Source organism: Micromonospora sp. WMMA1363, from assembly GCF_030345795.1.
Taxonomy (GTDB): domain Bacteria; phylum Actinomycetota; class Actinomycetes; order Mycobacteriales; family Micromonosporaceae; genus Micromonospora.
Genome location: NZ_JAUALB010000001.1, coordinates 4,109,357 through 4,133,278 on the forward strand (window position 1 = coordinate 4,109,357; position 23,922 = coordinate 4,133,278).

Genomic DNA, 23,922 nt, shown 5'->3' on the forward strand with positions numbered 1-23,922 from the left:
ATGCTGCGGATTCGGACACGCCTAGCGAAGCGCGGGAGCCCCACCGGCCGTTCCGGTCCGCCTCGGCGGTACTGGTGCTCCGGCAAGGCGGTGTCACGTACACCTCTTCCTCCGCCCCGTCGGGCCGGTTGACGGCCGGTGGTGCGGCACGATGGGGTCATGAGCGCACGCGTACGCGCCCCCGAGCTGCGGGGCCGGGCATGGTTGAACACCGGCGGTAGGGCCCTCCGGCTGGCGGACCTTCGCGGCCGGATAACCGTCCTGGATTTCTGGACCTTCTGCTGCATCAACTGCCTGCACGTGCTCGACGAACTCCGCCCGCTGGAGCAGAAGTACTCCGACGTCCTCGTCGTCATCGGCGTGCACTCGCCCAAGTTCGAGCACGAGAAGGACCCGGACGCCCTGGTCGCCGCCGTGGAGCGGTACGGGGTGCACCACCCCGTGCTCGACGACCCCGAGCTGGACATGTGGCAGCAGTACGCGGCCCGGGCCTGGCCGACCCTGGCGGTGATCGACCCGGAAGGGTACGTGGTGGCCACCATGGCCGGCGAAGGCCACGCCGAGGGGCTGGCCCGGCTCGTCGACGACCTGATCGCCACCCACGAGGCCAAGGGCACGCTGCACCGGGGCGACGGCCCCTACGTGCCACCCGCCGAGCCGGAGACCACGCTGCGCTTCCCCGGCAAGGCCGTCGTACTCGACGACGGGAACCTGCTGGTGTCGGACTCGGCCCGGCACTCGCTCGTGGAGCTGGCACCCGACGGCGAGACACTGGTCCGGCGAATCGGCGTCGGTGAACGCGGTCGGGCCGACGGCCCGGCCGGCGTGGCCAGCTTCGCCGAGCCGCAAGGGCTCTGCCTGCTACCGGCACACGTCGCCGAGGTGGCTGGTTACGACCTGGTCGTCGCCGACACCGTCAACCACCTGCTGCGTGGCGTCCACCTGACCACCGGCGAGGTGGTCACCGTGGCCGGCACCGGCCGGCAGTGGCGCTCCACCGTCGACGACCACGCGCACGACGCGCTCGCCGTCGACCTCTCATCCCCGTGGGACCTGGCCTGGTACGACGGCAAGGTTGTGATCGCGATGGCGGGGATCCACCAGCTCTGGTGGTTCGATCCGGTGAAGCGCACGGCCGGCATGTACGCGGGTACCACGGTCGAGGCGCTGCGGGACGGTCCGCTGCCCGAGGCGTGGCTGGCTCAGCCCTCCGGCCTGTCGGTCTCCGCCGACAGCGCCCGGCTGTGGGTGGCCGACAGCGAGACCAGTGCGCTCCGGTACGTCGAGAACGGCGTACTGCGCACCGCCGTCGGTCAGGGGCTCTTCGACTTCGGGCACGTCGACGGTCCGGCCGCGGAGGCGCTGCTCCAGCATCCACTGGGGGTGTGCGCGCTGCCGGACGGCTCGGTGCTGATCGCCGACACGTACAACGGCGCGGTCCGCCGCTACGACCCGACCAGCGACGTGGTCGGCACGGTCGCCGACGGGCTGGCCGAACCGAGCGACCTGGTACTCACCCCCGACGGCGGCGTCCTGGTCGTGGAGTCGGCCGCCCACCGGTTGACCCGGCTCGCGCCCGGCGCGCTCACCGCGGCGGGCGCCAGCACGGTCGACGGCACGCGGCACCGCACCGAGCGGAAGCCGACCGACCTGGCGGCCGGCGAGGTCACCCTGGACGTCGTCTTCACACCGGCACCCGGGCAGAAGCTCGACGAGACGTACGGCCCGGCGACCCGGCTGGTGATCTCGGCGTCCCCGCCCGAGTTGCTGCTGGCGGGGGCGGGCACCGGCACCGAGCTGTCCCGGCGGCTGGTGATCGACGGCACTGTTGCGGAGGGCGTGCTCCAGGTGACCGCGCAGGCCGCAACCTGCGACGCGGACGTCGAGCACGCGGCCTGCCACCTGACCCGGCAGGACTGGGGGGTACCGGTCCGCGTGGTCGATGGCGCCACCACTCGCCTGCCGCTGGTGTTGCGCGGCTTGGACGCGTGAGGCGCGCAGCGCGCCGGGCAGCACCGCGGCCACCTGGGCGCGGTGCTGCCCGGGCCCGGTTTGTCGGGCCGGATGCGGGTGTCGCCCCGTGCTGGGTGTCAGGAATCCCTCCGCCACGGCAGGCGCGTCACGGTGGTGCCCTTCACGCGAACGGGGTGAGGGGAACGCCCGCGTCGATGAGGGCGGCACGGACCAATTCCGCGCAGCGCACCGAGCCCGGGGTGTCGCCGTGCAAGCAGATCGACTCCACCGGGCACGGAATCACCGTGCCGTCCACCGCCACCACGGTCCGTTCGGTGGCCATCCGGACCGCCCGCTGCGCCATCTGTTCCGGGTCGGCGATCAGGGCGTTCGGGGCGCCTCGGGGCACCAGCTGGCCGTTGGGCAGGTATCCCCGGTCGGCGAAGCCCTCGGCGACCACCCGAAGCCCGGCCCCCCGGGCGAGTTGGGCGAGCACCGAGGCGGGCAGGCAGAGCAGCGGCAGCTGGTCGTCGTACTGACCGATCGCCGCGACCAGCGCCGTTGCCGGTGACTCGTCGCAGGCGGCGGCGTGGTAGAGCGCGCCGTGCGGCTTGAGGTAGCGAACCCGGGTGTGGACGATCCGGCAGAAGGCGTCGAGGGCGCCGAGCTGGTAGGTGACTTCGTCGCGCAGTTCGGCGAAGTCGTACGCGATGTGCCGCCGCCCGAACCCGGCGAGGTCCCGGTAGCCGACCTGCGCGCCCACGGAGACGCCGCGCTCCGCGGCGTCGGCACAGGTTCGACGCATTGTGGAGGCGTCCCCGGCGTGGAAGCCGCAGGCGACGTTGGCGGAGGTGACGAGGTCCAGCAGCGCCGCGTCGTCGCCGAGTCGCCAGATGCCGAAGCCCTCCCCGAGGTCAGCGTTGAGGTCCATGGAACCTCACCGTAGTCCCTGGTCGGGCCTGGGCGAGCGGGGTCACGTCGGCCACCACCCCGATCACCGGGTAACCACCGGTCGGGGGGTGGTCGGCCAGGAACACCAGCGGCTGCCCGTCGGCCGGCACCTGCACCGCCCCGAGCACCAGGCCCTCGCTGGGCAGTTCCCCGGCCACCGCGCGGGGCAGCGCCGCGCCGACCAGTCGCGCGCCGACCCGGTTGCTCACCGCCGAGACGGTGTACGGGGTGTCGAGCAGCCGGTCGAGCGCGAGCGGCGTGAACCAGTCGTCGCGGGGGCCGAGCCGCAGTACCAGCCGCAGCTCGGCCGGGAGTGGCGCGGTAACGGTGAGGTCGACCGGAGCGGGCGGGCCGACGATCGGCCCCAGGGGGAGCCCGTCGCCGTCGCGCAGCGGGGGTGGGCCGAGCCCGGAGAGCGTGTCGGTGGCGCGGCTGCCGAGCACCGGCTCGACGGCCACGCCCCCGGCCACCGCGAGCCATGACCGTAGGCCGGTACGGGGCGGGCCGACCCGGACCACCGAGCCGGCTCGAACGGCGAGTGGCCGCCCGACGTCGCCGGGCCGGTCGCCGACCCGCACGTCGACGTCCGCGCCGGTGACCGCCACCGTCGTGGCGCTGGTGAAGCGCAGCGCGCACCCGGTCAGCGTGGCCTCCAGGCCGGCGGCGGTTTCGGGGTTGCCGACCAGCCGGTTGGCGAGCCGGAGAGCAGCCGGATCCAGCGCGCCCGAACGCGGTACCCCGAGGTGCGCCCAGCCGGGACGGCCGAGGTCCTGCACGGTCGTGAGGACACCGGCCCGCAGCACCTCGATCGTGCCCCTTGGCGCTCCGGCCATGCCGGACGCTGACGCTCGAAGCGGCCCGACGCCACGATCCGGGGTTGGTTGGCCGGGCCACGCAGCGCCGGCGGGTGGGCCGGTCACGTCGCCACCAGCCGCACGTGGCTGCCCGGGCTGAGCCGGGCCGGCGGATCGGCGTGCACGTCGAACAGCGGCAGATCGGTCCGCCCGACGAGCAGCCAGCCGCCGGGGGAGGCGGTCGGGTAGATGCCGGCGTACGGTCCGGCGAGTGCCACCGACCCGGCCGGCACCCGGGGCCGCGGGCTGGGTAGCCGGGGTACGGCCAGCTCGGCGGGGAGCCCCGTGAGGTATCCGAACCCGGGCGCGAAACCACAGAAGGCCACCCGGAACTCGGTCGCGGCCAGCCGCGCCACGACGTCCGGCACGTCGCTGCCCCAGTGTCCGGCGACGGCAGGCAGATCCTCCCCGTCGTACATCACGGGCACCTCGACCGTGGCGGTGGTGGCCCGGGGTGCGACCGACGCCGGGGCCCAGCCGGCGACGAGCGCGGCCGTACCCGCCGGGTCACGTACCCCGTCGAGCAGCACGGTGGTCGCGGCCGGCACGATCTCGACGACGTCCAGCTCGCCCCGCTCTCGGCGGCGCCACAGCTCGGCCCGCCACCCTTCCACCCGCGCCGCGATGTCGGCGTCGATGCTTGCCGCCGGGCCGCCGGCGGTCCCGCTGGCGCAGTCGAGCAGCAAGCCGTGGGCCCCGACCGGTCGGATCCGCATCCCGCCATCCTCCCGTACCCGGGCCACCTCGCCGCCCGCGCCGCGTCCCGCACTCCGGTGGGTGGACGCTTCATCAGGCGTGACCGGGCACACTACTTGCAAGTAACCTACGGCGTCGTAACCTATTGGCGTGACCACCTCCGCACCGCTTCGTCTCAAGCCGGTCGACATCGGCAAGCCGCGAATGCGCGGCTGGCTGCACACCTACGCCTTCTTCGTCGCCGCCGTCTGCGGGATCGTGCTCTGCTCGATCGCCGCCACCCGACCCGGCTGGTCACCGTTGGTGAGCTGCCTCATCTACAGCCTCACGGTCTGCGGCCTCTTCGGCACCAGCGCCCTGTACCACCGTCGGGTGTGGTCCGAGCACGGCTACCAGATCATGCGCCGGATGGACCACTCGATGATCTTCGTGTTCATCGCCGGCACGTACACCCCGTTCTGCCTCCTCCTGCTGGAACCTCGGCCCGCGACCGTCATGCTGTCGCTGGTGTGGGGTGGCGCGCTGGGCGGCGTGGCACTCAAGCTCGTCTGGCCGCACGCCCCGCGTTGGGTCTCCGCGCCGCTCTACCTGGCACTCGGCTGGGTGTCGGTGGCGATGCTGCCGGACATCCTCCGGGTGGGCGGGGTCACCGCCCTGGTTCTGCTGATCGTCGGTGGGGCGATCTACAGCGTCGGGGCCGTCTTCTACGCGCTGCGCCGACCGAACCCGTGGCCCACGGTCTTCGGGCACCACGAGTTCTTCCACGCCTGCACCCTGGTCGCCGCGATCTGCCACCACATCGCGATCTATTTCGCCCTCTTCGCCTGAGTGGGCCCGGCGCCCCTCGGCGACCACCCGGCGTTCCGGTCACCGCGGTCATCGGTGTGGTGGCGGCAGCGTCGGCTTGCCTAGGCGGTGGGATCGCCAATCGGGCAAGCTGGTGACATGACGGACGCGTACGCCCAGGACCGCACTCTGGTGTTGCTCCGGCACGCGAAGGCGGATCCGCCCGGCGACGGGCCGGACGTGGAACGACCGCTGGCACCGCGGGGGCGGGCCGACGCGGCGGCGGCCGGCGGGTGGCTCGCCAGGCACGCACTGCTGCCGGACGTGGTGATCTGCTCGGTCGCCCGGCGTACCCGGGAGACCTGGCACAACGTGGCGATCGGCATGACCGGGGCACCGCCGGAGAACGGCTCCGCCGGCCCGGCGCCCGCCGTCCACTATGAGACGGACGCGTACGCGGCACACCCCGAGGATCTGCTGGCGCTGCTCCGACGGGTCGGGCCCGACGCCCGGACGGTGCTGCTGATCGCCCACAATCCTGGCATCTCACTACTGTCGGCGCTGCTCGCCCCGGAGCGGGAAGATCAGGACGGGCTGCGCACCAGCGACGTCGTGGTGCACAGGACGGCCGTCGGCTGGGAGGAGTTGGCCGGCCGTTCGACCGTCATCACCGCATGGCACACCGCACGCGGCTGAGCCACGCACCGGGCAATGCGTGGCTCAGTCGCTGCCGTACGGGACTCAGGAGGGTGGCGCCGTGGGTGGCGGCGGGTCGGGCGGCGGCGGCATCATCGCGGTCGGGTGCGACAGCCGGTTCTCCTCGACGATCAGCGTCCGCGCCCGCTTGCGCCGGTCCTGCCAGAACCACAGCGTGGTGAGCAGTACGGCAAGCCCGGCCAGGATGAAGACCCAGCCGACCGCGCGCAGATCCACCCACCACACGTTGGCCCGGATGGCGAAGGTCAAGATCGCGCCGATGGCGATCAGGAAGATTCCGCTACCAATGCCCATGTGCGCTGCACTCCCCCGTGCGGTTGCTCCGGGCGTGCTCTGACTAACCCCGCGACGATTACCCACCGCCAGCCCGGGCTACCCAACCCGCGGGCCGGGAGACACCGCAACCCGATTCGCCACCTCTGCTCGCGCGCCGGAAAACCCGCAACCTGTCCACACGCCCTTTGTGTTGCTTGAACACCAGAAACGGTATGAACCGGCACGTTGATTGAAACAGCCCAGAACAGGCAGGGCGGGTGGTCGGACGACACACCTCGGAGCCGACTGGACAGCGCGACGGCCGACGGGTGCAGCCCGCCGGCCGTCGTCATGCCGGGTTCGCCCGGGATCAGCCGTCCATCGCCGTACGGATCAGAAGGCCTCTTCCGGGAGGTCCATCACGTCCAGGTCGACGTTCTCGATGATCCGCCGATCGGCACCGATACGGGGCAGCACCTCGCGGGCGAAGAACCGGGCTGCGGCCACCTTTCCGGTGTAGAACGCCTTGTCGGCTGCGGAGACCTCGCCGGTGAGCGCCGTCAGGGCCACGTCGGCCTGCTTCTGCAGCAGCCAGCCGACGACCAGGTCACCCACCGCCAGCAGGAACCGACGGCTGCTCAGGCCAACCTTGTACAGCGCCCGGGCGTCGCCGCCCTGCGCCTCGCCCAGCCAGCCGGTCATTACGCCGAGGATGCTCTGGATCTCGGCGAGCGCCTTGCCGAGCGCCTGCCGCTCCTCCTTGAGCTGGCCGTTGCCGCCCTCGGTGGTGATGAACTCCTGGATCTCGGCGGCGACCGTCATCAGGGCCTTGCCGTTGTCCCGGACGATCTTCCGGAAGATCAGGTCGAGGCTCTGGATCGCCGTGGTGCCCTCGTACAGGGTATCGATCTTGGCGTCCCGAACGTACTGCTCAAGCGGGTAGTCCTGGAGGAACCCGGAGCCACCGAAGGTCTGCAGCGACTCGTGGCCGAGCAGCTCGTACGCCCGCTCCGAGCCGACACCCTTGACCAGCGGGAGCAGCAGGTCGTTGACCCGCTTGGCGAGCTTGGTGGCCCGCTCGTCGCCGGCGGCTTCGGCGATGGCGACCTTGTCCTGCCAGGTGGCGGTGTAGCAGACCAGCGCCCGCAGTCCCTCGGCGTAGGACTTCTGCAGCAGCAGCGAGCGGCGTACGTCCGGGTGGTGGGTGATGGCGACCCGCGGCGCGGTCTTGTCGGCCAGCTGGGTCAGGTCGGCACCCTGCACCCGGTTCTTGGCGTACTCGAGCGCGTTCAGGTAACCGGTGGAGAGCGTGGCGATCGCCTTCGTACCGACCATCATCCGGGCATACTCGATGATCATGAACATCTGGCGGATGCCGTCGTGCCTCTCACCCAACAGCCAGCCCCTGGCCGGCACGCCATGCTCACCGAAGGTGAGCTCGCAGGTGTTCGAGACCTTCAGGCCCATCTTGTGCTCGACGTTGGTAGTGAAGACGCCGTTACGCTCGCCCAGCTCGCCGGTCTCCTCGTCGAAGTGGAACTTCGGAACGACGAAGAGCGAGAGACCCTTGGTGCCCGGGCCACCCGCGCCCTCGACACCGACCGGCCGGGCCAGCACATAGTGGACGATGTTGTCGCTCAGATCATGCTCGCCGGAGGTGATGAAGCGCTTGACCCCCTCGATGTGCCACGAGCCATCCGACTGCGGGATGGCGCGGGCGCGGCCGGCGCCGACATCCGAACCGGCATCCGGCTCGGTCAGCACCATCGTGGAGCCCCACTGCTTGTCGATGAAGAGCTTGGCCCACCTCTTCTGCTGCTCGGTGCCCTCGACGTGCAGCACGTGCGCGAAGGAAGGGCCGGAGGCGTACATCCAGACCGGGGCGTTGGCCCCGAGCACCAGCTCGGCGAGGGACCACCAGAGTGCGCGAGGGGCATTGCTACCCTCCAGCGCCTCGGGCAGGTCCAGCCGCCAGAACTCCGAGTCCATGAACGCCTGGTACGACTTCTTGAAGGACTCGGGCAGCGGCGCGGTGTAGGTCTCCGGGTCGAAAACCGGCGGGTTGCGGTCGCTGTCCGTGTAGCTGGCGGCGAGGTCCTCGCGAGCCAGGCGGTCGACCTCGGAGAGGAAGCTGCGGGCGGTGTCGACGTCCAGCTCCGTATACGGCGCCTGGCCGAACGTCCGGTCCGCCCCGAAGACCTCGAACAGGTTGAACTCGAGGTCCCGAAGGTTGCTCTTGTAGTGGGTCATGCTCGCTGGCCCCGCTTCCGGACAGTGTTACCGATCAGTAACCACGACTGTATTACTCGCGGGTAGGCAACGACAAGCCGGTGGCTGAAGTGACAGCGATTACACACTTTCCGTTCAGGTGCCAGGCACGAACCGCATCGAGACGACGGCGGCCCGGCGAATCACCCCTCGGCGGCGCCGACCTCCCAGCTCGGCACGGGAGTGGTGACCCCACTTCGGGCACCCATGTACTCCATCAGCACGAGCGCGATGTCGTCGTCGAGTCGGTCATGCACCCACTCGACCAGGGCAGTCTCCAGCGACGCCAACCCGTCGGCGACCGTGCCGTGGCCGAGGAGCCGCCAGGCGCGGTCCGCCGTCGGAAAAAACTCACCGTCCCGCCGGGCCTCGCCGAGCCCATCGGTGAACAGCAGGAGCCGGTCGCCGGGCTCCAACCGCTCGACCCGGGGTCGGACCACCGGCATGAACCCCAGCGGCGGCGCCGGCGCCGGCGGCTCGAGCGGGATGACCGCACCGCGCCGCAGCAACAGCGGGGACGGATGCCCGCAGTTGACGATCGTCAGGGTGCCGCCCCGCTCCTCGATCAGCGCCGCCGTCACGAAGTCCTCGTCGCCCACGCTACGGGCCACCGCCCGGTCCAGGTCGGCGACGACTGCCCGCAGGTCGGCCCGCTCATACGCCACATGCCGGTACGAGCCCAGCACGATGCTCGCCAGCCGGACCGCGTCCAGGCCCTTGCCGCGGACGTCGCCGATGATTATGCGTACGCCATACGGGGTGTCGAGCGCCTCGTACAGATCCCCGCCGATCTCGGCAGTAGCGGTGGACGAGATGTAGCGGGCCGCGACCGCCAGGGAACCCACCTGCGGACCGAGCGGACGGAGCACCGCCTGCTGGGCGACCGCCGCGAGCTTCACCAGCTCCGTGATCCGCTCAGCCTGCCGCTGCCGTACCGCCGCTGTGGTCGCGGCGAGCGCGGTACCCAGTGCGACGCCGGCAACCGCTACCGCGGTGGAGATTGAGACGGTCTGCTCGCCCAACGCGAAGGTCGTGCCGAGGACGATGGCCGCGGCACCCACACCCAGCACGATCCGCCACGACGCCAAGGCGGCGGCCAGGAACGGCGCGGCGACCAGGAGAGAGATGTAGTTCGCGCCCCGGCCGTCCGCCAGCTCCGCGCCGGACACGAGTGCGAGCAGGACGAGGGCCGCGCCGAGGCCGGCGCGGGATCCGGGACTCAGCGGGCCACGGCCCGGCTGGAACGCGTGTGTGGGTACGAGGGACAGCATGCCTGATGGACATGAACAGGTGAATGAACCTGGCCCGACGTCCGACTCGGATCTGGCCACGCAGCCCGCGCCGACCGCCCGATCACCGCCGGCACCGGCTCAGCCGAGGACCTCGTACCGAACCTCGACGTGCCCCGCGTCCACCGGGGCGATCGTGGCGAACGCGGCGCGGGACAGGTCCAGGCACCGCCCAGCGACGAACGGGCCCCGGTCGTTGATGCGAACCGTCACCGACTTGCCGGTGGCCGGGTTGGTCACCCGCACCCGGGTGTCGAACGGCAGCGTCTTGTGCGCGGCCGTCATCGCCGCTGGGTCGAAGTACTCGCCGTTGGCGGTGAGCTGCCCCTCTGAATAGAAGGAGGCACCGCAGGAGCCGCTCGTCACGACCGTTCGGGGCGCACTCGACGTCTTCGCGGCGGTTGGCGTCGGCGCGGCGGTTGACGTCTTCGCGGCGGTGGACGTCGGGGCGGTGGTACGCGGCTTGCTCCGAGACGGGGCCCACGCCGACCGGCTGACCGCCGGGCTCGGGGTCAGGCTCGGCGACACGCTGGCGCCCGGCGGCGCGGCCGGCGAGCTGGCCCCGGCGCCGCTCGTCACCTCGGTCGGGGTCAGATCAACCGCGACGGGCCGCTCGGGCTCGGCGCCGGGGGCCAGCTGGACGATGCCGACGGTGCCGCCCGCCGCGAGCGCCACACCAAGAGCCGCGGTGGCCGCGATACCGGTCGGGGAGGAGAACCTACGGGTACGCGCGTGCCTGCCAGCCACCGGACCGGTCCTTTCGTCCTCTGAACAAACCGGATCGGACCATAACGAGAGAGCCACTTCGGAAGTCAACCTGATCATGGTGATATATCCGTGGTTGTGGTGAAACGTGTGACCGATCATCCAATCCGAGGTGGCCCGGCCGACCCACAGCCGGTCCCAACACCCGGTGCCGCAGGATGGGAGACATGCACGCGGAGCTGGGCAGGCGCCTCACCGAGCTGATCCGCTGGATCGATCCCGGCCCCGGCGCCAGCCACCTGGTCAGCGACGTCTCCGGCTGGTGGCGCGACCCGGCAGTGCTGGCCGGTCTCGGGCCAGCGCTGGTGGACCGGTTCCGGGAGACCCGACCCACCGTGGTCGTCTCCCCGGCCGTCACCGGGTACCTGCTCGGCCCCCTCGCCGCGACCGCGCTCGGCGTCGGCTTCGTCGCCGCCCACAAGCCGGGCGACGGCCGGCTACCCGCCGGTGCGCTGACCTGGGCACAGAGCCCGCCGGACTTCCGCGACCGTCGAGTCGACCTCGCCGTCCACGACCGGCACCTCGGGCCGGGCGACCGGGTGCTGGTGGTTGACGACTGGGTGGCAACCGGAGCCCAGGTGCGCGCCCTCTACGAAATCTGTGCGGCGCGAGGCGCCGAGGCGGTCGGCACCTCGACCATCGTGGCGGGCTGCCCGCCGCAGGTCGCCGCCGAGCTGCGGATCCGGGGCCTGCTCACCGGTGCCGACCTCACCGGGTAACGGGGGCGCCGACGGACGACGACGGCGACACCACCGGGCACCTCGTCACCTGAGGTACGCCTCAGGCGCGGCGCAGCTCGGGCAGGAGACGGGCGGCCACGTCCACCAAGACCGCCTCGTCACCCGCATACCAGCTGCTGGCACGGGGCCAGTGGGTGACCACGTCGGTAAATCCCAACGCGGCGGCGTGCGCCACCTGCTCGGCGAAGAAGTCGGCGCTGCGCAGCGAGAAGACCGGCGCGGAGTCGAGGGAGAGATACCGGTCCAGCGTGGCCGGGTCCCGTCCCGTCGTGGCCAGCGTCTTGTCCATCCGCGCCGCCAGCTCGGCGACGCCGTTCCACCAGGACGCAAGATCATCACCGCCGGAGCCGGTGGTGACCCAGCCCTGACCGAGGCGCGCGACGAGGCGCATCGAGCGCGGCCCGTTGGCGGCCACCACGAACGGCACCCGCGGGGTCTGCACACACCCCGGGTTGTTGCGCGCGTCCACGGCGGTGAACCAGTCACCGCGCCAGGTCGTTCCGTCCTCGCGCAGCACCAGGTCGAGCAGCTCGACGAACTCAGCGAACCGGTCCACCCGCTGGCGCGGCGGCAGGGTCTCCCCGCCCAGCACGGCGGCGTCGAACCCAATTCCGCCCGCGCCGACGCCGAGCAGGAGCCGCCCGCCGGACACATCATCGAGGGCGGTTATCTGCCGGACGAAGGCCGCCGGGTGCCGGAAGTTCGGCGAGGCGACCAGCGTGCCGAGCCGGATCCGACGGGTCACGGTCGCCGCCGCGGTGAGGGTGATCATGGAGTCGAACCACGGCCCGTCGACCAGATCCCGCCAGCCGAGGTGGTCGTACGTCCAAGCATGGTCGAAGCCCCACTCGTCCGCCTGCCGCCAGCGGCGCTGCGACTCGGGCCAACGCTGGTCGGGGAGAATGACGACTCCGATTCGCATGGCTGCCAGCGTACGGCCCGCCGGCCAACACCGATTAGCACCCACCTGATAGCCGAGGTTCCTTGACGCACCAGACGGCGACCCAGGACGCCCGCGACTGGAGGAGATTCAGCCGGAAGTGCAGCATTTCAACACGCATACACCCCGAGGCACGCCGCCTGAAATATGGCGAAATGGGACTTTAGGTTGCGGCAACGACAACAAGGTCCGACCGTCCCCGCCGGGCCCTTCGATTCCGCCCAATCAGCACAGAGCGTCGCGATACCTCGACGGCGGCATTACCCGCCATGGTCAGGTGCTAGCCTGACCGCGCTTCCCAGCGGGTCAGCCAAGGACATTCCCTTGCAGCGGAATGCTGCCTCATCTCACCCCACAAATGAGAACGGGATAGACATGGACGTTGCCACCATCGATAGGAGCCGACGCGGGCCGCGACAGTCCCCGGCCGAGATTCCACCTCGAGGCCGCCGCCGCCTCGTCGAGGTCGCGGTCCGAATGCGTGGCGCGTTCCGCTACGCCTGCCGGCCCTGGTGGGCTACGCGACCGTCCGCATGGTCGGGCTGTTCACCCTCTACCTCTGGGCCCGCGAGACGGGCCAGCGTCCCGGTCAACTCTTGGCCGCGTACGACGGCGTGTGGTATCTCGGCATCGCCCGCGACGGGTACGACGCGTTCGACACGCTCCAGAGCAATATGGCGTTCTTCCCGCTCTATCCCGGCCTGACCGCTGCGGTGGAAGCGGTGTCTCCGCTGCAGCACCGTAACTCGGCACTGCTCGTCGGGTGGCTGGCGGCGGGCGTAGCGGCCTGGGGCCTACTCGCCGTCGGCAACCATCTGTACGGCCGCCGCGCCGGGGTGGCCCTCGCAGTCCTGTGGGGTGTGCTGCCGCACTCGGTGGTGCAGCTGATGGCCTACAGCGAAGCCCTGTTCACCGCGCTGGCGGCTTGGTCGCTGTATGCCCTGTTGCGCAGCAACTGGCTCACCGCAGCGATGCTGTGTCTCCTCGCCGGCCTGACCCGACCGACCGGGACTTCGTTGATAGCGGCTGTCGGGCTTGCTGCGCTGGTCACAATCATCCGGCGGCGGGATGGCTGGCAGCCGTGGGTGGCGATTGTACTGGCGCCGCTGGGCTGGCTCGGCTACATCACGTGGGTCGGCTGGCGGACTGGCCGACCTGACGGCTGGTTCTATATTCAAGACGCGGGTTGGGGGTCGCGCTTCGACTTCGGGGTGGACACCGTCGAGCGCGCACAGCAGGTGCTCGGCCGCCCATCCGCGCTGGAACTCTACACGGTGACCGTGGTTTCACTGCTGGCGATCATGTTGTTCTTCCTAGCGGTGCTGGACCGGCAGCCCTGGCCCCTGCTGCTGTACAGCGGCGCGCTACTCCTGACCACGCTGGGCGCTGCTGGCTACTACCATTCCAAGGCGCGATTCCTGCTCCCCGCGTTCCCGCTCTTGTTGCCGGCCGCCCGAGCGCTGGCGCTGGCCGGCTGGGCCCGGGCGGTGTGCGTGCTGACCGCCCTCGCTGCCATCTCCGCCTTCTTCGGCGGCTATCTGATGCTGATCTGGGGCTACTCGCCGTAATACCAGAGCGGGACCTATTCGCACGGCGAGCCGCTTGCCGCCGTGGCTTGGATGCGTAGTCTTCGCAGGGCCCGCGGAGATGCGGGCGGTGTTGACGCGAGCCCCAAGACCATCGCCAGCCCACCTGACAGCTATTGATCCCGCCAACCAAGGGGAGCCACCACAATCGTCGGCCGGACCGTAACGGCACGGCTGGCTCTCGTTGATCCCGAACAGCGAAAGGCCCTGACTCGGACTGTCGTCCTGGTCAGGGCCTTCGCTGATGGAGACGGGCCGTCCTTGCCAGGCACGCACCGCCGACCATGACCCGGCCGCGCCTCAGAGTCCTTGCCGGCTGCTCGCTCCGCTGGAATCAGAGCCCGTCAGTGGCGGACCGTTGACTAAGGCGGGCTAATGGCCCGCTAATGGCCCACGGTCGGTTTCAGCTCCCCTGGTGGCGCGAAAGCCCTGGTTGGGACTCACGTCCTGACCAGGGCCTCGATCGTGGAGCGGGTGACGGGAATCGAACCCGCACTGTCAGCTTGGGAATCGGGTTGATCGTCACTGTCGGTCGACAAACGACCAATCCCACGCGAGATACCAACTACAGAGCGTCAATCTTGCGGCGCTGCTCTCGGTGGTGTTGACCCCTGTAGACCCGGTCTTCGGGCACGCATCGGGCACGCCCACGAGCCACGCGGTGTTTGCCATCCCGTCTGCCGCCGACCCGCCCTCCGGGGAGCGGGCCGCCGCCCGGTCCGCCACGTCAAGCGGACCTTGACGCACGTACGGACGCTGGCGGGCCGGGCGGTGGTCTGCTCGGCTCGCCCGGGTCGGTGGCTGGCGGGATGGCCCTGCGCAACCACCCACGGACCGCGACCCGCCGACGGACCCCCGGCCATCCCGGAGTCGTTGCGCCCCCGCCGGAGGCGCGGTAACCGCGACCAGCTCGCCGCCGCGACCCGCCGCGCGGACCCGGCGTGCCCTTCGCTGCGCCGCGCCGCTCGGGGCGCGGCCCGGCCGGCTGCCGGCCACGAACACCAACCACCCTCGGCCCCCCACCGTCTGCGGCGGCCCCGGGCTTACCGCTCTCCGCGCCAGCCGCCGGGCGTTGGCGTGACGGCCGCAGAGCGACCAAGCGGCGCGGCCGGCGCGCGCCTAGGCGGCGGCGCGTGCGGCCCGTTGCGGGCCGCCTTGAAGACGTACAGAAACTTTGCACATCGTCGCCGGCAGCCGGCCGCCCGTCCTGGTCGCGCCAACCGCGGACCCCCCCGGATCAGGCGCGAGCAACAGGGAAGGACGACTGCAACGCGACAGCTCGTGACTCGATGAGCTGCATGCGGAGCTGCCACTCCTCGGTTGCAGCCCAGTCGCTCTGGGCGGTGATCTGGTCCGGGTGCTTGCGGTAGAGGAGCCCTGGTTCCGCGATGAAGTATCCGTCAGCGATGACCGACGCGGCGATCAGTAGCCCGGTGTCCTCTCCGCCGGGCAGGGCCATCCATCCGCCAAGGGCGAGCGCGAGATCATGTCGGATGCACAGCGTCGCTGGGTGGACCGGAAGGCGATACCCGTTGTTTCGGAAGTAAGTCAGTACGTCACCCTGCCCGAGGGTGCCGCTCGGCGGGTCAGCGTGTTGCCAACCAATCGTCGACCCGTCCGGCATCAAGTCGAGCACGCTGCATGTGGTCCAACCGACCTCGGCTCGACCGGCGAGTATGCCGATCTCACGAGCTAGGGCGCCTGGTGTGAGCCGGTCGTCTGCATCCAAGACTCGCAACAGTTCTCCGCTGCTGCGAGCCATCGCCATGTTGCGAGCGGTCCCTGGACCGCCTGGTTTGCCGGTCCCACTCAAGACGCGTGAGTCATCGGGCAGGGCAGCAGCAACCTTGCCGCTGCGCCCGTCCTCCTGGACTAGCCACTCCCATGTCCAACCGTCTGGCAGTTCCTGCGCGCACAAAGATTCGTAGGCGTCTGCCAGGTAGGGAATGCTCGGCGGGTGGACCGGCGTGATGACGGAGATCTTCACTCGGACCACCGCGCAAGCTTCGTTGTGTAGACGAACTCGGTCCGGTCGCCAGGAAGCACGACGTTTGACACCTCAACGACGCAATCCTTGGTGTCGATGGAGATCTTGCGGAGGATGAGCACTGATACTCCTGGGGGCAGCTTCAGCGCTTCGGCTTCGTCGGCTGATGGCGGCCTCGCGGTGATCTCGTCGACAATGCGGTCCACCTCGATGCCGATGGTGAAGAGCTGATTCTGGGTCCCGCCTGGCCAAGGCTCGTTGTGGTCGTCGAGCAGTGCCGGGTTCTCGGCAACGACGTCGTAGACCATGTAGGAGGTGTTGAGGCTGAGCGGGACATTCTCCTTGCGGGAGCTCGTTCGATAGATGCGCTCAAGCATCTTCGCCCCAACTGGAACACTGAAGAGTCGGGCGAGATCGGCGCTTGCGGCCACGGTTCGATACTCCGCCGAAAACTCAAGATCCTGCATGGTCAATCCGGTGTCCCGCTCGGTTGCGCCTGTGCGGCGTCGCTGGGACTCGGGCAGTCGGGCTCGGTCCTTCTCCCACTGGTACCGCTCGGGAGAACGACGCACCCGCTGTCGAGGCGCGCGCACGTAGGTGCCTCTACCGTGGCGACGGTCGACCAGGCCCTCTGCCTCAAGCGCGTCGAGCGCTTGCCGGACAACGGGCAAGCTGACGTCGTAGTCAGCCTTCAAGGTCTGCTCGTTCGGCAGCTTGGTGTCGGGCTTGAGTTCTCCTGAATGAATCTTTTCGCGCCAGTCTGCGGCGATTCGCTCCCATTTGGCCATGACTTCTCGCTCCTTCGCGTCAGGTCTCAGTTTAGGTCTTCATGAAGTCTTGACGCGATCGGACGGCCGTCGTACCTTGTCTATACGTCTTCATGAAGACATGAAGACAGCGGAGTGCACCGACGAGCGGTGCCGCAGCAGACAGGAGACGGCTTTGAAGCTGTACGTGGACACCACGAGCAAGCAGGTGACGGCGTCGAAGGACCCGGAGCCGAAGAACGACCAGAACGGCAACCAGAAGTCCGAGAAGAACACGGGCCGGCTGATGTGGTCCACCCAGGTCTTCGTTCTCGACGAGACGGGCGGGGAGGTCATCACCATCACCACGGCGGGTGAGAAGCCGAACGTGAAGGTGGGCGACTTCCTGGCGGTCGAGCAGTTGGAGGCCATCCCGTGGGCGACCAACGGGCGTAACGGCGTCGCGTTCCGGGCGGTGTCCCTGAAGCCGAAGAACGGTAGTTCGGCCGGCAAGTAGGTCCATCGCACGTCGTGCTGTGTGTGCCACTGGTGTCCGTGGCCACCGCGCCAAGCGGCCTGACGGTCCGCTGAACTCCAACCCATGCGGTTCCGGGAGTTGTTCCTGACTCCTACTTCTCCCGGTCCGGTCGCCACCTGGCAGTGGTGACAACCCCGAAGAAATGGCCCGGGGTCGGTACTGACTCCTACGTCTGCCGACCCCGGTGCCGCCACTCATCCGACCCAACTGGCATTGGGAGGACTCGTCGTGTCCAAGTCTAGCCCCCGCCGCTTCGGCGGCAAGTCAACCGGAACGGTGACGGTCATCGAGGCCAAGGTGCACCGTTCCTCCGCGCGTAACGCCCGCATGGCGTTCATCCTCACCGCCGTCATCGTCGGCGTCCTGTCGGCCGTGGTGGCCGCCGCCTACTGGCACCCGATCGTGGCCCTGTTCGTCGGTGCCCTGATCGGCGTTCCGACCGGCGGCCTCGTGTGGCTGCTCGTGCGGATCTGGCCGGTGATCCGGCTGCTGTGGTGGTGGACCCCGGAAACCCTGCTGAGTGCCGGACTGCTGACCGGCTGGGTGCAACTCGCGAACCACACCCCGACCGTGGTGACCCTGATCGTTGTCGCCCTGGTCGTCGGCGTCCCCGCCGCCATCCCGGCAGTTCGCCGCCAGGTCAAGGCGTGGGGATGGTGCCTCGTGGTGCGCCACCGGCTGCGCGTGTGCTTCGCGCAGTTCATCATCGCCAACCAGTCCGGCTCGCTGCCGCTGATCCTGTGGGCTCGTCCCACGCCGGTCGGTGAGCGGGTCTGGGTGTACCTGCGCCCGGGCCTGTCGGCCAAGGACCTGGAATCGCGGCTCGACAAGATCGCCGTGACCTGCCACGCCTCCACCGTGCTCATCGAGCGGGCCGGGGAGAGCAACGCCGCCTACCTGCGGTTCGACATCAAGCGCCGCGAGGTGCTCAACGCCCGCGTGGGCTCCCCGCTGGTCGACGCCATCGACCGCAACGCGCCCGTGTCGGCGTCGCCGCTGACGGTGCCCACCGCCCTGGACCTGCCGGACGTCGACGCCCCGACGATCACCCTTCCGACCCAGGGCAAGCCGGCGAAGAAGCCGGCCACGACCGCCAACGGCAGCAAGCCGGCGGCTTCCTCCGCGTCGTCCCTGCCGGACGACGACACCTCCGACTGGATCTGACGGGAGCAACCCCTGATGAACCGATCCGACTACATCTCCTGCCCCCGCGAGTGCGGCGTGGACGTGCGCGAGCACAACTCGTCCGGCCTCGTCAACGGCCACTGCGACACCGGTCCCGAGCTTCCGTTGCTCGACACCGGCGGCTACCTCGCCTGCGGCTGCCACGGCTCGCAGCGCGAGCACACCTGCACCCCTTCCGACTGACCGTTCGACGGGCGCGGACTCTCCACCTGTTGGGGTTCCGCGCCCACCTAAGGAGCGCATCTCATGACCACCACGATTCCCACCACCGCTGAGGCGGTGCCGGTGGGTGCTGGCCTGTCGATGTTCGACCCGGTGTTCATCGGGATCGACGAGTTCGGCCAGCCCGTCTACCTCGACGTCGTCTACCACAACCTCCTGGCTGCCGGTGAGCCCGGCGGCGGTAAGTCCGGCCTGGTCAACAACATCTGCGGCCACGGCGTCCTGTGCGACAACACCCGCCTTGTGCTGTTCGACGCCAAGCTCGTCGAACTCGGCCCCTGGCGCGACCTGGCGGATGCGTTCATCGGCCCCGATATCGAGCAGGGCATCGACGTGCTGCGTCGCCTCCTGGTCGTGGCCACCAACCGCTACACCTGGCTGCTCGCCAATCGGCGCCGCAAGCTCGCCCCCGGCGACGGCATGTCGGTCATCCTCACCGTCATCGACGAACTCGCCATGTTCTCCACGGTGCTCGGCACCAAGGCGCAGCAGGAGGAGTTCTCCACCCTTTTGCGCGGGCTCGTCTCCCTCGGCCGGGCCTGCGGCATGCCCGTCGTGGCCGCCACGCAGCGGCCGTCGTGGGACATCATCCCCGCCAGCCTGCGGGACCTGTTCGGCTACCGGGCCGCGTTCCGCTGCACCTCGCTGAACAGCTCGAACATCATCCTCGGCCAAGGCTGGGCCGAGCAGGGCTACACCGCCTCCGACATCGCCCCCACCAACCAGGGCGCGGCCTACCTCCTGGCCGAAGGTGGCGTTCCCCGCCGCATCAAGGCGGCCTACCTGACCGACACCGACATCTACAACATCGCCGACTACGCCGCCTGGACCCGCCGCCCCACCGGCACCAGCACCCCGGCCGTCGACCCGACCGGATGGGAGATGGCGGCATGACCACCCGCGAGCGCACCTACGCCAAAGCCAACAACCAGTACGCCGCGACCTTCACCGAGCTGTGGATCGTCGGTAGTCCCGAGGACATCGCCGCCATGATCCGCGTCGCCTCGGCCAGCGGCCGACTCGTCTACGTCTCCGCGCCGACCCGTATGGGCGGCGACGACACCAGGCACCGCCGCTACCTGCGGCTGCGCACCACCTGAATCGGCCGACAGGACCAGGTCCCGCCTGGCAGCAGCTCTGGTCCTGCCGACCACCCACCAAGCCCATCTGAAAGGACGTGGCTGCCATGAAGGCTACCCACAACCCACCCACCGCCGCACCGGTCACCACTGCTGACCTGCTGCGGATGGCTGCTCTCTACCTGAGCCGGCACGGCTGGCACCAGGGCAGCTACTACGCCACCACCGACACCCCCACCCCCTCGGCCTGCGCCGTCGGGGCCATCGGCATCGCCTGCACCGGCCACCGCATCGAGCACTTCGCCCAGCTCGACCCTGACGCCTTGGTCGACTACCTCTTCGCCGTCCGCGTGTTCACCGACTACCTCGACACCGACACGCCGGCCTACTGGACCGACGAACTCGGGTTCGTCCTCGACGACGACTCCGGCTGCCTGCCCTACTCCTGGAACGACGTTCCCGGCCGCACGGCCGAGCAGGTCATCACCGCCCTTGAGGCGGCTGCCGACGAGTGGGACCGCCTCCACACCGAGGAAGGCGAGAACTGATGTTCACCGTCAAGGCGTCCTTGACGCGTATCCCCCGTCAGAAGCGCCGCGAGGTCGTCGAGAACGACGCCTTCGCCGCGTTCGCCCGGCGCATCATCCGCGCCCACGGCCGCCGCGTCGCCACCGGCGACGTCGAAGCCCTCCGCGACCTCGTCGCCCTCTCCGCTGTCATCGACGAGGCCATTGGTGAGGCCGTCGTCGGCCTGCGGGCCTTCGGCTACTCCTGGTCGGAGATCGGTACCCGGCTCGGCATCTCCAAGCAAGCCGCCCAACAGCGATGGGGCGGTGAGAAGCCGTGACCACCACCTACCACTTCGCGGGGACTGACGAAGAGTTCCCCACCTACCGCTACCGCCTCGCCCCGCAAGGGCTGGCCACCCGCCGGCAACTGCGCGCCGCCGGCCTCCGTCCCGGAGGCAACTACCCGGTTGCCCAGATCCTCTGGCGTCGCGGCAAGCGGGTCGCCTACCTCTACCGCCTCGACCTGGCCGCGCCCAAGCGCACCGCCACCGAGGCCCAGCGGGCCGCCATCGCGAAGGCACTGCGCGCCCGCCGCACCTGCCGCGTCTGCGGCCAAGTGCAGCCCTACTACATCCCCCGCCGCTACGGCTGCTGCTTCGACTGCCACGAAGGGAACCCGTCGTGAGCTTCCACCTGTCCGACCCGTGCCTGTGGTGCATCGAGGGCAGCAGCCCTGCCGGCATCCACGACATCCTCGGCCCGGTCTACAAGCCCTGCCCCGTCTGCATCGGTGCCTGCGCACTGTGCGAGGGCGACGGGCTGTTCCCGGCCGACTTCACCTGCCTGCCCTGCTTCCGCGACCAGCTCGCCGCCCAGGGCCTGGCCCCGATCATGTGCGCCCACTGCTCCGGCGTGGTCGACCTCATCCCCCTCGACACCATCCCGGCACCGGAGGTAACTCCCCATGTCGAGCACTGACCCCGCCGCCGTCACCGAACAGTTCGCCGCCGAGTACGCCCGCAACGCCGTACCCGCCATGCTCAAGGCGATCGCCTCCATCAAGCGGTACAACCGCTTCGTTCTGCTCGGCGCACTCGCCACCAGCTACCTACACCAGGGCCACTACCTGTGGACCCAAAAAGCCGGCTACTTCGCCTACCTCGTGCCGCTGATCTTCGATGCCGCCATGGTGTCGATGCTGACCGTCGTCCGCACCTCCGGCATCGCCAAGGACGCCAAGCGCGGAGCCCTGGTGGTGTTCGCCTGCGCTGCGCTGCTGTCGGCCACCATCAACTTCGCCTCTCCCGGCAGCCTCGGCCTACGCCTGGTCTTCGCCCTGGTCGTCGTCCTCGTCATCGGCGTGGAACTCGTCGCCGGACGCATCCGCCCCGACTTCGCCGCCATCCAAGCCGAAGCCGCCGCCCTGCTCACCGCCGCCCGCGACCTGGCGAACAAGGCCGAGCAGACCACCGAACCCACTCCCGAGACCGTCGAGGCGACGGCCGTCGTCGACACCCCGCCGGCCGCCGCGCCGGTCGCCATGGCCGCACCCGCGCTCACCCCGATCCCGGCCGCCCGGCCGGAGGTCCCCGCGCACCTGGTGCCCACCGCCCGCTTCGCCATCCGCCAGCACGAGCAGACCAACGGCCGACCCATCACCGCCGACGAACTCGCCGCCCTGCTCACCGTCACCCCGGCCATCGCCCGGGAACTGCTGCACACCATCAACGGCCACACCGCAGCCGTCAACGGCACCCCCGTCGCCGGTGGTGCCCGATGACCATCCACGTCGTCGACATCAACCACCTCACCCACACCTGCCCGGCCTGGCCGGACGAGCCGCACCCCTACGACACCCGACGCACCATCGTCGACATCACCCCCGGCGGACCCTGCCGAACCCCGGTCACCATCCGCTGCGGCCAGGTGACCACCACCATCGCGTGCCACCGACACGAACCGGCCGACCGCCAGTGCGGCGCCTGCCGGCTCATCGTCACCACCCGACGCATCACCGAGGTCTTCATGGGCCACCACGGCCCCGACCACACCCGTCCCCGCAAGGACGCCGCCTGATGGCGTCGACGCTGGACCTCACCCCCCGCGCTTCGGCCCGGGGGTGGGCTCGAACGCCGACACCACCGCCACCATCTACGGCTACACCGCCGCCGGCTCCGCCTTCCAACGCGCGACCCAGCCCGACTACTTCGGCTGGATCGAACACGTCCGCGCCGCCGCCGGCTGCACCCGCCCCATCCGGCTGGCCGGCAGTCTCTACACCGTCGAACCTGCCACCGGCAGGCTCCTGGACGCCCGGCACACCGACTCCATGCCCGACGCCGCCATCTACAAGGCGTGCGGCAACCGCCGCGCCACCGTCTGCCCCACCTGCGCCCAGACCTACCAACGCGACGCCTACCAACTCCTGCGCGCCGGCCTCGTCGGCGGCAAAGGCGTCCCCGCAACGGTGTCCCGACACCCGGCGGTGTTCCCGACCTTCACCGCCCCGTCCTTCGGCACCGTCCACGCGCGCGTGGTCAGTCGGCACACTTGCACCAACCGCAAGCGGTGCGACTGCCGGCCCGACCCCTGCCACGCCCGCCGCAACGCCGGCTTGTGCGTCCATGGGCGGCCCGCCGTGTGCTGGGCACGCCACGAACCCGGAGACACCGTCCTCGGACAGCCGTTCTGCCTCGACTGCTACGACCACGACCACCAGGTCGTGTGGAACCTGTTCTCCGGCATGCTGTGGCACCGCACCAAGCAAGCCGCGGAACGGTGGCTCGCCCAACTCGCCCGCCGACGCGGCATCCCCCCGGTCGAGCTGGTTACCCCGTCCGGGAAGATCCGCAAGGTTCCCCCGGTCCGGCTGTCGCACGGCAAGGCCGCCGAGTTCCAGGCACGCGGCGCGGTTCACTTTCACGCTCTCGTACGCCTGGACGGCGTCGACCCGCACGACCCGGCCGCCGTCGTCCCGCCACCGCTCGGGTTCACCGTCGCCGACCTCGTCGACGCGCTCCGACAGGCCGCCGAGCGGGTTGCCTTGACCACCCCCGGCCACCCCGACCGGCCACAGGGCTGGCACATCGCCTGGGGCGAGCAAGCAGAGATCCGACCTATCTCGCTCACCGGCCGTGGTGAGGTCACCGACAGCCAGGTCGCCGGCTACCTCGCCAAGTACGCCACCAAGAGCACCGAAGCCACCGGACACCGCTCCACCCGCCTCACCGCCGACAGCATCGGCGACTACGCCGACTGCGACGGCGACCACACCGCCCGCCTCATTGACGCCTGCTGGCGTATCGGCCGACCCACCAGCACCCCCGTGCCCCTGTCGCAGCGACCTCGGGAGCCTCGGCCCCGACCCGGCTTCGTGGAGCGCTGGCAGTGTCCCGACTGCGGCACCCACACCCGCTACGCCGCCTGCCCCGTCTGCGTCGCCCAGCGTCAAGCCGCCCTTGACGCTGAATCGACGAAGCCGGCCAACGCTAACCCCTACGCCCGGCTGCGGCGGTGGGCTCACATGCTCGGCTTCGGCGGCCACTTCCTCACTAAGGCCCGCCGCTACTCCGTCACCTTCCAACTCCTGCGCGACACCCGCGTCACCTATCGCCGCAGCGAGGACCAGGACCAGGGCGCCGAACCCATCCGGGCCGTCGACCACCTCGACGACACCACCCTCATCGTCGGCACCCTCACCTTCGCCGGCGTCGGCTGGCACACCACCGGAGACGCCTTGCTCGCCAACACCGCCGCCGCCCTCGCCCGCGCACGACACGCCGCCGGCCGCGAAGAACTCGCCCATGAACTCGGCACCCCGACCGGCACCGTGCCGGCCGCTGCTTGATCGGTCTGG

The 23,922-nt window shown here is 70.2% G+C and carries 26 protein-coding genes and 1 pseudogene; 17 read left to right on the forward strand and 10 right to left on the reverse strand.

Features of this window, described 5'->3' with window-relative positions; translation table 11 throughout:
• The first annotated feature begins 159 nt into the window (after window positions 1-159).
• Entirely contained in the window at window positions 160-1,992 is a 1,833-nt protein-coding gene (locus tag QTQ03_RS19120) for an NHL domain-containing thioredoxin family protein (RefSeq protein ID WP_289279238.1), read from the forward strand.
• Between the two features lie 142 nt (window positions 1,993-2,134).
• Here QTQ03_RS19120 and QTQ03_RS19125 read toward each other — a convergent pair whose 3' ends face one another.
• The 3 genes from QTQ03_RS19125 to QTQ03_RS19135 form a co-directional block, all read right to left on the reverse strand.
• On the reverse strand, window positions 2,135-2,884 hold the full coding sequence (locus tag QTQ03_RS19125) for a LamB/YcsF family protein (protein ID WP_289279239.1): 750 nt from the start codon (window positions 2,882-2,884) through the stop codon (window positions 2,135-2,137).
• Complete coding sequence (locus tag QTQ03_RS19130) at window positions 2,868-3,737, reverse strand: 5-oxoprolinase subunit C family protein (RefSeq protein ID WP_502889784.1); 870 nt, start codon at window positions 3,735-3,737, stop codon at window positions 2,868-2,870. Before QTQ03_RS19130 ends, QTQ03_RS19125 begins: the two co-directional genes overlap by 17 nt.
• A gap of 83 nt (window positions 3,738-3,820) precedes the next feature.
• Window positions 3,821-4,474: a 5-oxoprolinase subunit B family protein gene (locus QTQ03_RS19135; protein ID WP_289279240.1), complete on the reverse strand. Its 654-nt coding sequence runs from the start codon at window positions 4,472-4,474 to the stop codon at window positions 3,821-3,823.
• Between the two features lie 130 nt (window positions 4,475-4,604).
• Between QTQ03_RS19135 and trhA the strand changes: the two genes are divergently transcribed.
• Window positions 4,605-5,282 (forward strand): PAQR family membrane homeostasis protein TrhA, encoded by a 678-nt coding sequence (gene trhA, locus QTQ03_RS19140; RefSeq protein WP_289279241.1) that lies wholly within the window; start codon window positions 4,605-4,607, stop codon window positions 5,280-5,282.
• Between the two features lie 117 nt (window positions 5,283-5,399).
• The gene (locus QTQ03_RS19145; protein ID WP_289279242.1) at window positions 5,400-5,936 is read left to right on the forward strand and encodes a SixA phosphatase family protein; all 537 of its coding nucleotides are present in this window, start codon (window positions 5,400-5,402) and stop codon (window positions 5,934-5,936) included.
• A gap of 45 nt (window positions 5,937-5,981) precedes the next feature.
• Here QTQ03_RS19145 and QTQ03_RS19150 read toward each other — a convergent pair whose 3' ends face one another.
• The 4 genes from QTQ03_RS19150 to QTQ03_RS19165 all read right to left on the reverse strand — a co-directional run bounded on the left by QTQ03_RS19150 (window position 5,982) and on the right by QTQ03_RS19165 (window position 10,516).
• Window positions 5,982-6,251, reverse strand: coding sequence for a DUF6458 family protein (locus QTQ03_RS19150; RefSeq protein ID WP_043961115.1), 270 nt, complete (start codon window positions 6,249-6,251; stop codon window positions 5,982-5,984).
• A 354-nt stretch (window positions 6,252-6,605) separates the two neighbouring features.
• The gene (locus QTQ03_RS19155; protein WP_289279243.1) at window positions 6,606-8,462 is read right to left on the reverse strand and encodes an acyl-CoA dehydrogenase; all 1,857 of its coding nucleotides are present in this window, start codon (window positions 8,460-8,462) and stop codon (window positions 6,606-6,608) included.
• Between the two features lie 161 nt (window positions 8,463-8,623).
• Window positions 8,624-9,751: a PP2C family protein-serine/threonine phosphatase gene (locus QTQ03_RS19160; RefSeq protein WP_289279244.1), complete on the reverse strand. Its 1,128-nt coding sequence runs from the start codon at window positions 9,749-9,751 to the stop codon at window positions 8,624-8,626.
• 99 nt (window positions 9,752-9,850) lie between these two features.
• Window positions 9,851-10,516 carry a septal ring lytic transglycosylase RlpA family protein gene (locus tag QTQ03_RS19165; protein WP_289279245.1) on the reverse strand — a complete coding sequence of 222 codons (666 nt, stop codon included), beginning with the start codon at window positions 10,514-10,516 and terminating at the stop codon, window positions 9,851-9,853.
• 185 nt (window positions 10,517-10,701) lie between these two features.
• On the opposite strand from QTQ03_RS19165, the gene QTQ03_RS19170 reads away from it, so the two are divergent.
• Complete coding sequence (locus QTQ03_RS19170) at window positions 10,702-11,253, forward strand: phosphoribosyltransferase family protein (protein WP_289279246.1); 552 nt, start codon at window positions 10,702-10,704, stop codon at window positions 11,251-11,253.
• 61 nt (window positions 11,254-11,314) lie between these two features.
• On the opposite strand, the gene QTQ03_RS19175 is transcribed toward QTQ03_RS19170, so the two are convergent.
• Window positions 11,315-12,196 (reverse strand): LLM class flavin-dependent oxidoreductase, encoded by an 882-nt coding sequence (locus tag QTQ03_RS19175; protein ID WP_289279247.1) that lies wholly within the window; start codon window positions 12,194-12,196, stop codon window positions 11,315-11,317.
• A 530-nt stretch (window positions 12,197-12,726) separates the two neighbouring features.
• Here QTQ03_RS19175 and QTQ03_RS19180 point away from each other — a divergent pair.
• A complete protein-coding gene (locus QTQ03_RS19180) occupies window positions 12,727-13,782 on the forward strand; it encodes a putative hexosyltransferase (RefSeq protein WP_289279248.1) in 1,056 nt (351 codons plus the stop codon).
• Window positions 13,783-15,037: 1,255 nt separating this feature from the next.
• On the opposite strand, the gene QTQ03_RS19185 is transcribed toward QTQ03_RS19180, so the two are convergent.
• Together QTQ03_RS19185 and QTQ03_RS19190 are read right to left on the reverse strand one after the other, a co-directional pair.
• Window positions 15,038-15,787: a glycosyltransferase family 2 protein gene (locus QTQ03_RS19185; RefSeq protein WP_289279249.1), complete on the reverse strand. Its 750-nt coding sequence runs from the start codon at window positions 15,785-15,787 to the stop codon at window positions 15,038-15,040.
• Complete coding sequence (locus QTQ03_RS19190; RefSeq protein ID WP_289279250.1) at window positions 15,784-16,575, reverse strand: GntR family transcriptional regulator; 792 nt, start codon at window positions 16,573-16,575, stop codon at window positions 15,784-15,786. Before QTQ03_RS19190 ends, QTQ03_RS19185 begins: the two co-directional genes overlap by 4 nt.
• A gap of 154 nt (window positions 16,576-16,729) precedes the next feature.
• Here QTQ03_RS19190 and QTQ03_RS19195 point away from each other — a divergent pair, with 154 nt between their 5' ends.
• From QTQ03_RS19195 to QTQ03_RS19250, 12 genes and pseudogenes are all read left to right on the forward strand, one after another.
• Window positions 16,730-17,050, forward strand: coding sequence for a hypothetical protein (locus QTQ03_RS19195; protein WP_114919390.1), 321 nt, complete (start codon window positions 16,730-16,732; stop codon window positions 17,048-17,050).
• A gap of 297 nt (window positions 17,051-17,347) precedes the next feature.
• Window positions 17,348-18,235, forward strand: coding sequence for a hypothetical protein (locus QTQ03_RS19200; protein ID WP_289280895.1), 888 nt, complete (start codon window positions 17,348-17,350; stop codon window positions 18,233-18,235).
• Between the two features lie 15 nt (window positions 18,236-18,250).
• Window positions 18,251-18,439, forward strand: a complete 189-nt coding sequence (locus QTQ03_RS19205) for a hypothetical protein (protein WP_184690086.1) — start codon at window positions 18,251-18,253, stop codon at window positions 18,437-18,439.
• A 63-nt stretch (window positions 18,440-18,502) separates the two neighbouring features.
• Window positions 18,503-19,372 (forward strand): FtsK/SpoIIIE domain-containing protein, encoded by an 870-nt coding sequence (locus tag QTQ03_RS19210; protein ID WP_289279252.1) that lies wholly within the window; start codon window positions 18,503-18,505, stop codon window positions 19,370-19,372.
• On the forward strand, window positions 19,369-19,578 hold the full coding sequence (locus tag QTQ03_RS19215; protein ID WP_289279253.1) for a hypothetical protein: 210 nt from the start codon (window positions 19,369-19,371) through the stop codon (window positions 19,576-19,578). The genes QTQ03_RS19210 and QTQ03_RS19215 overlap by 4 nt, the downstream gene beginning before the upstream one ends.
• Window positions 19,579-19,664: 86 nt before the next feature.
• Window positions 19,665-20,105, forward strand: a complete 441-nt coding sequence (locus QTQ03_RS19220) for a DUF6197 family protein (protein WP_289279254.1) — start codon at window positions 19,665-19,667, stop codon at window positions 20,103-20,105.
• Window positions 20,105-20,404 carry a hypothetical protein gene (locus QTQ03_RS19225; RefSeq protein WP_289279255.1) on the forward strand — a complete coding sequence of 100 codons (300 nt, stop codon included), beginning with the start codon at window positions 20,105-20,107 and terminating at the stop codon, window positions 20,402-20,404. The genes QTQ03_RS19220 and QTQ03_RS19225 overlap by 1 nt, the downstream gene beginning before the upstream one ends.
• Complete coding sequence (locus tag QTQ03_RS19230) at window positions 20,401-20,751, forward strand: RRQRL motif-containing zinc-binding protein (protein WP_184680719.1); 351 nt, start codon at window positions 20,401-20,403, stop codon at window positions 20,749-20,751. The genes QTQ03_RS19225 and QTQ03_RS19230 overlap by 4 nt, the downstream gene beginning before the upstream one ends.
• Window positions 20,748-21,044: a hypothetical protein gene (locus tag QTQ03_RS19235; RefSeq protein ID WP_289279256.1), complete on the forward strand. Its 297-nt coding sequence runs from the start codon at window positions 20,748-20,750 to the stop codon at window positions 21,042-21,044. The genes QTQ03_RS19230 and QTQ03_RS19235 overlap by 4 nt, the downstream gene beginning before the upstream one ends.
• Window positions 21,031-21,846 carry a DUF2637 domain-containing protein gene (locus QTQ03_RS19240; RefSeq protein WP_289279257.1) on the forward strand — a complete coding sequence of 272 codons (816 nt, stop codon included), beginning with the start codon at window positions 21,031-21,033 and terminating at the stop codon, window positions 21,844-21,846. Before QTQ03_RS19235 ends, QTQ03_RS19240 begins: the two co-directional genes overlap by 14 nt.
• Complete coding sequence (locus QTQ03_RS19245) at window positions 21,843-22,142, forward strand: hypothetical protein (RefSeq protein ID WP_289279258.1); 300 nt, start codon at window positions 21,843-21,845, stop codon at window positions 22,140-22,142. Before QTQ03_RS19240 ends, QTQ03_RS19245 begins: the two co-directional genes overlap by 4 nt.
• Window positions 22,142-23,913 (forward strand): annotated as a pseudogene (locus QTQ03_RS19250) (replication initiator). Before QTQ03_RS19245 ends, QTQ03_RS19250 begins: the two are co-directional and overlap by 1 nt.
• Window positions 23,914-23,922 lie beyond the last annotated feature (9 nt).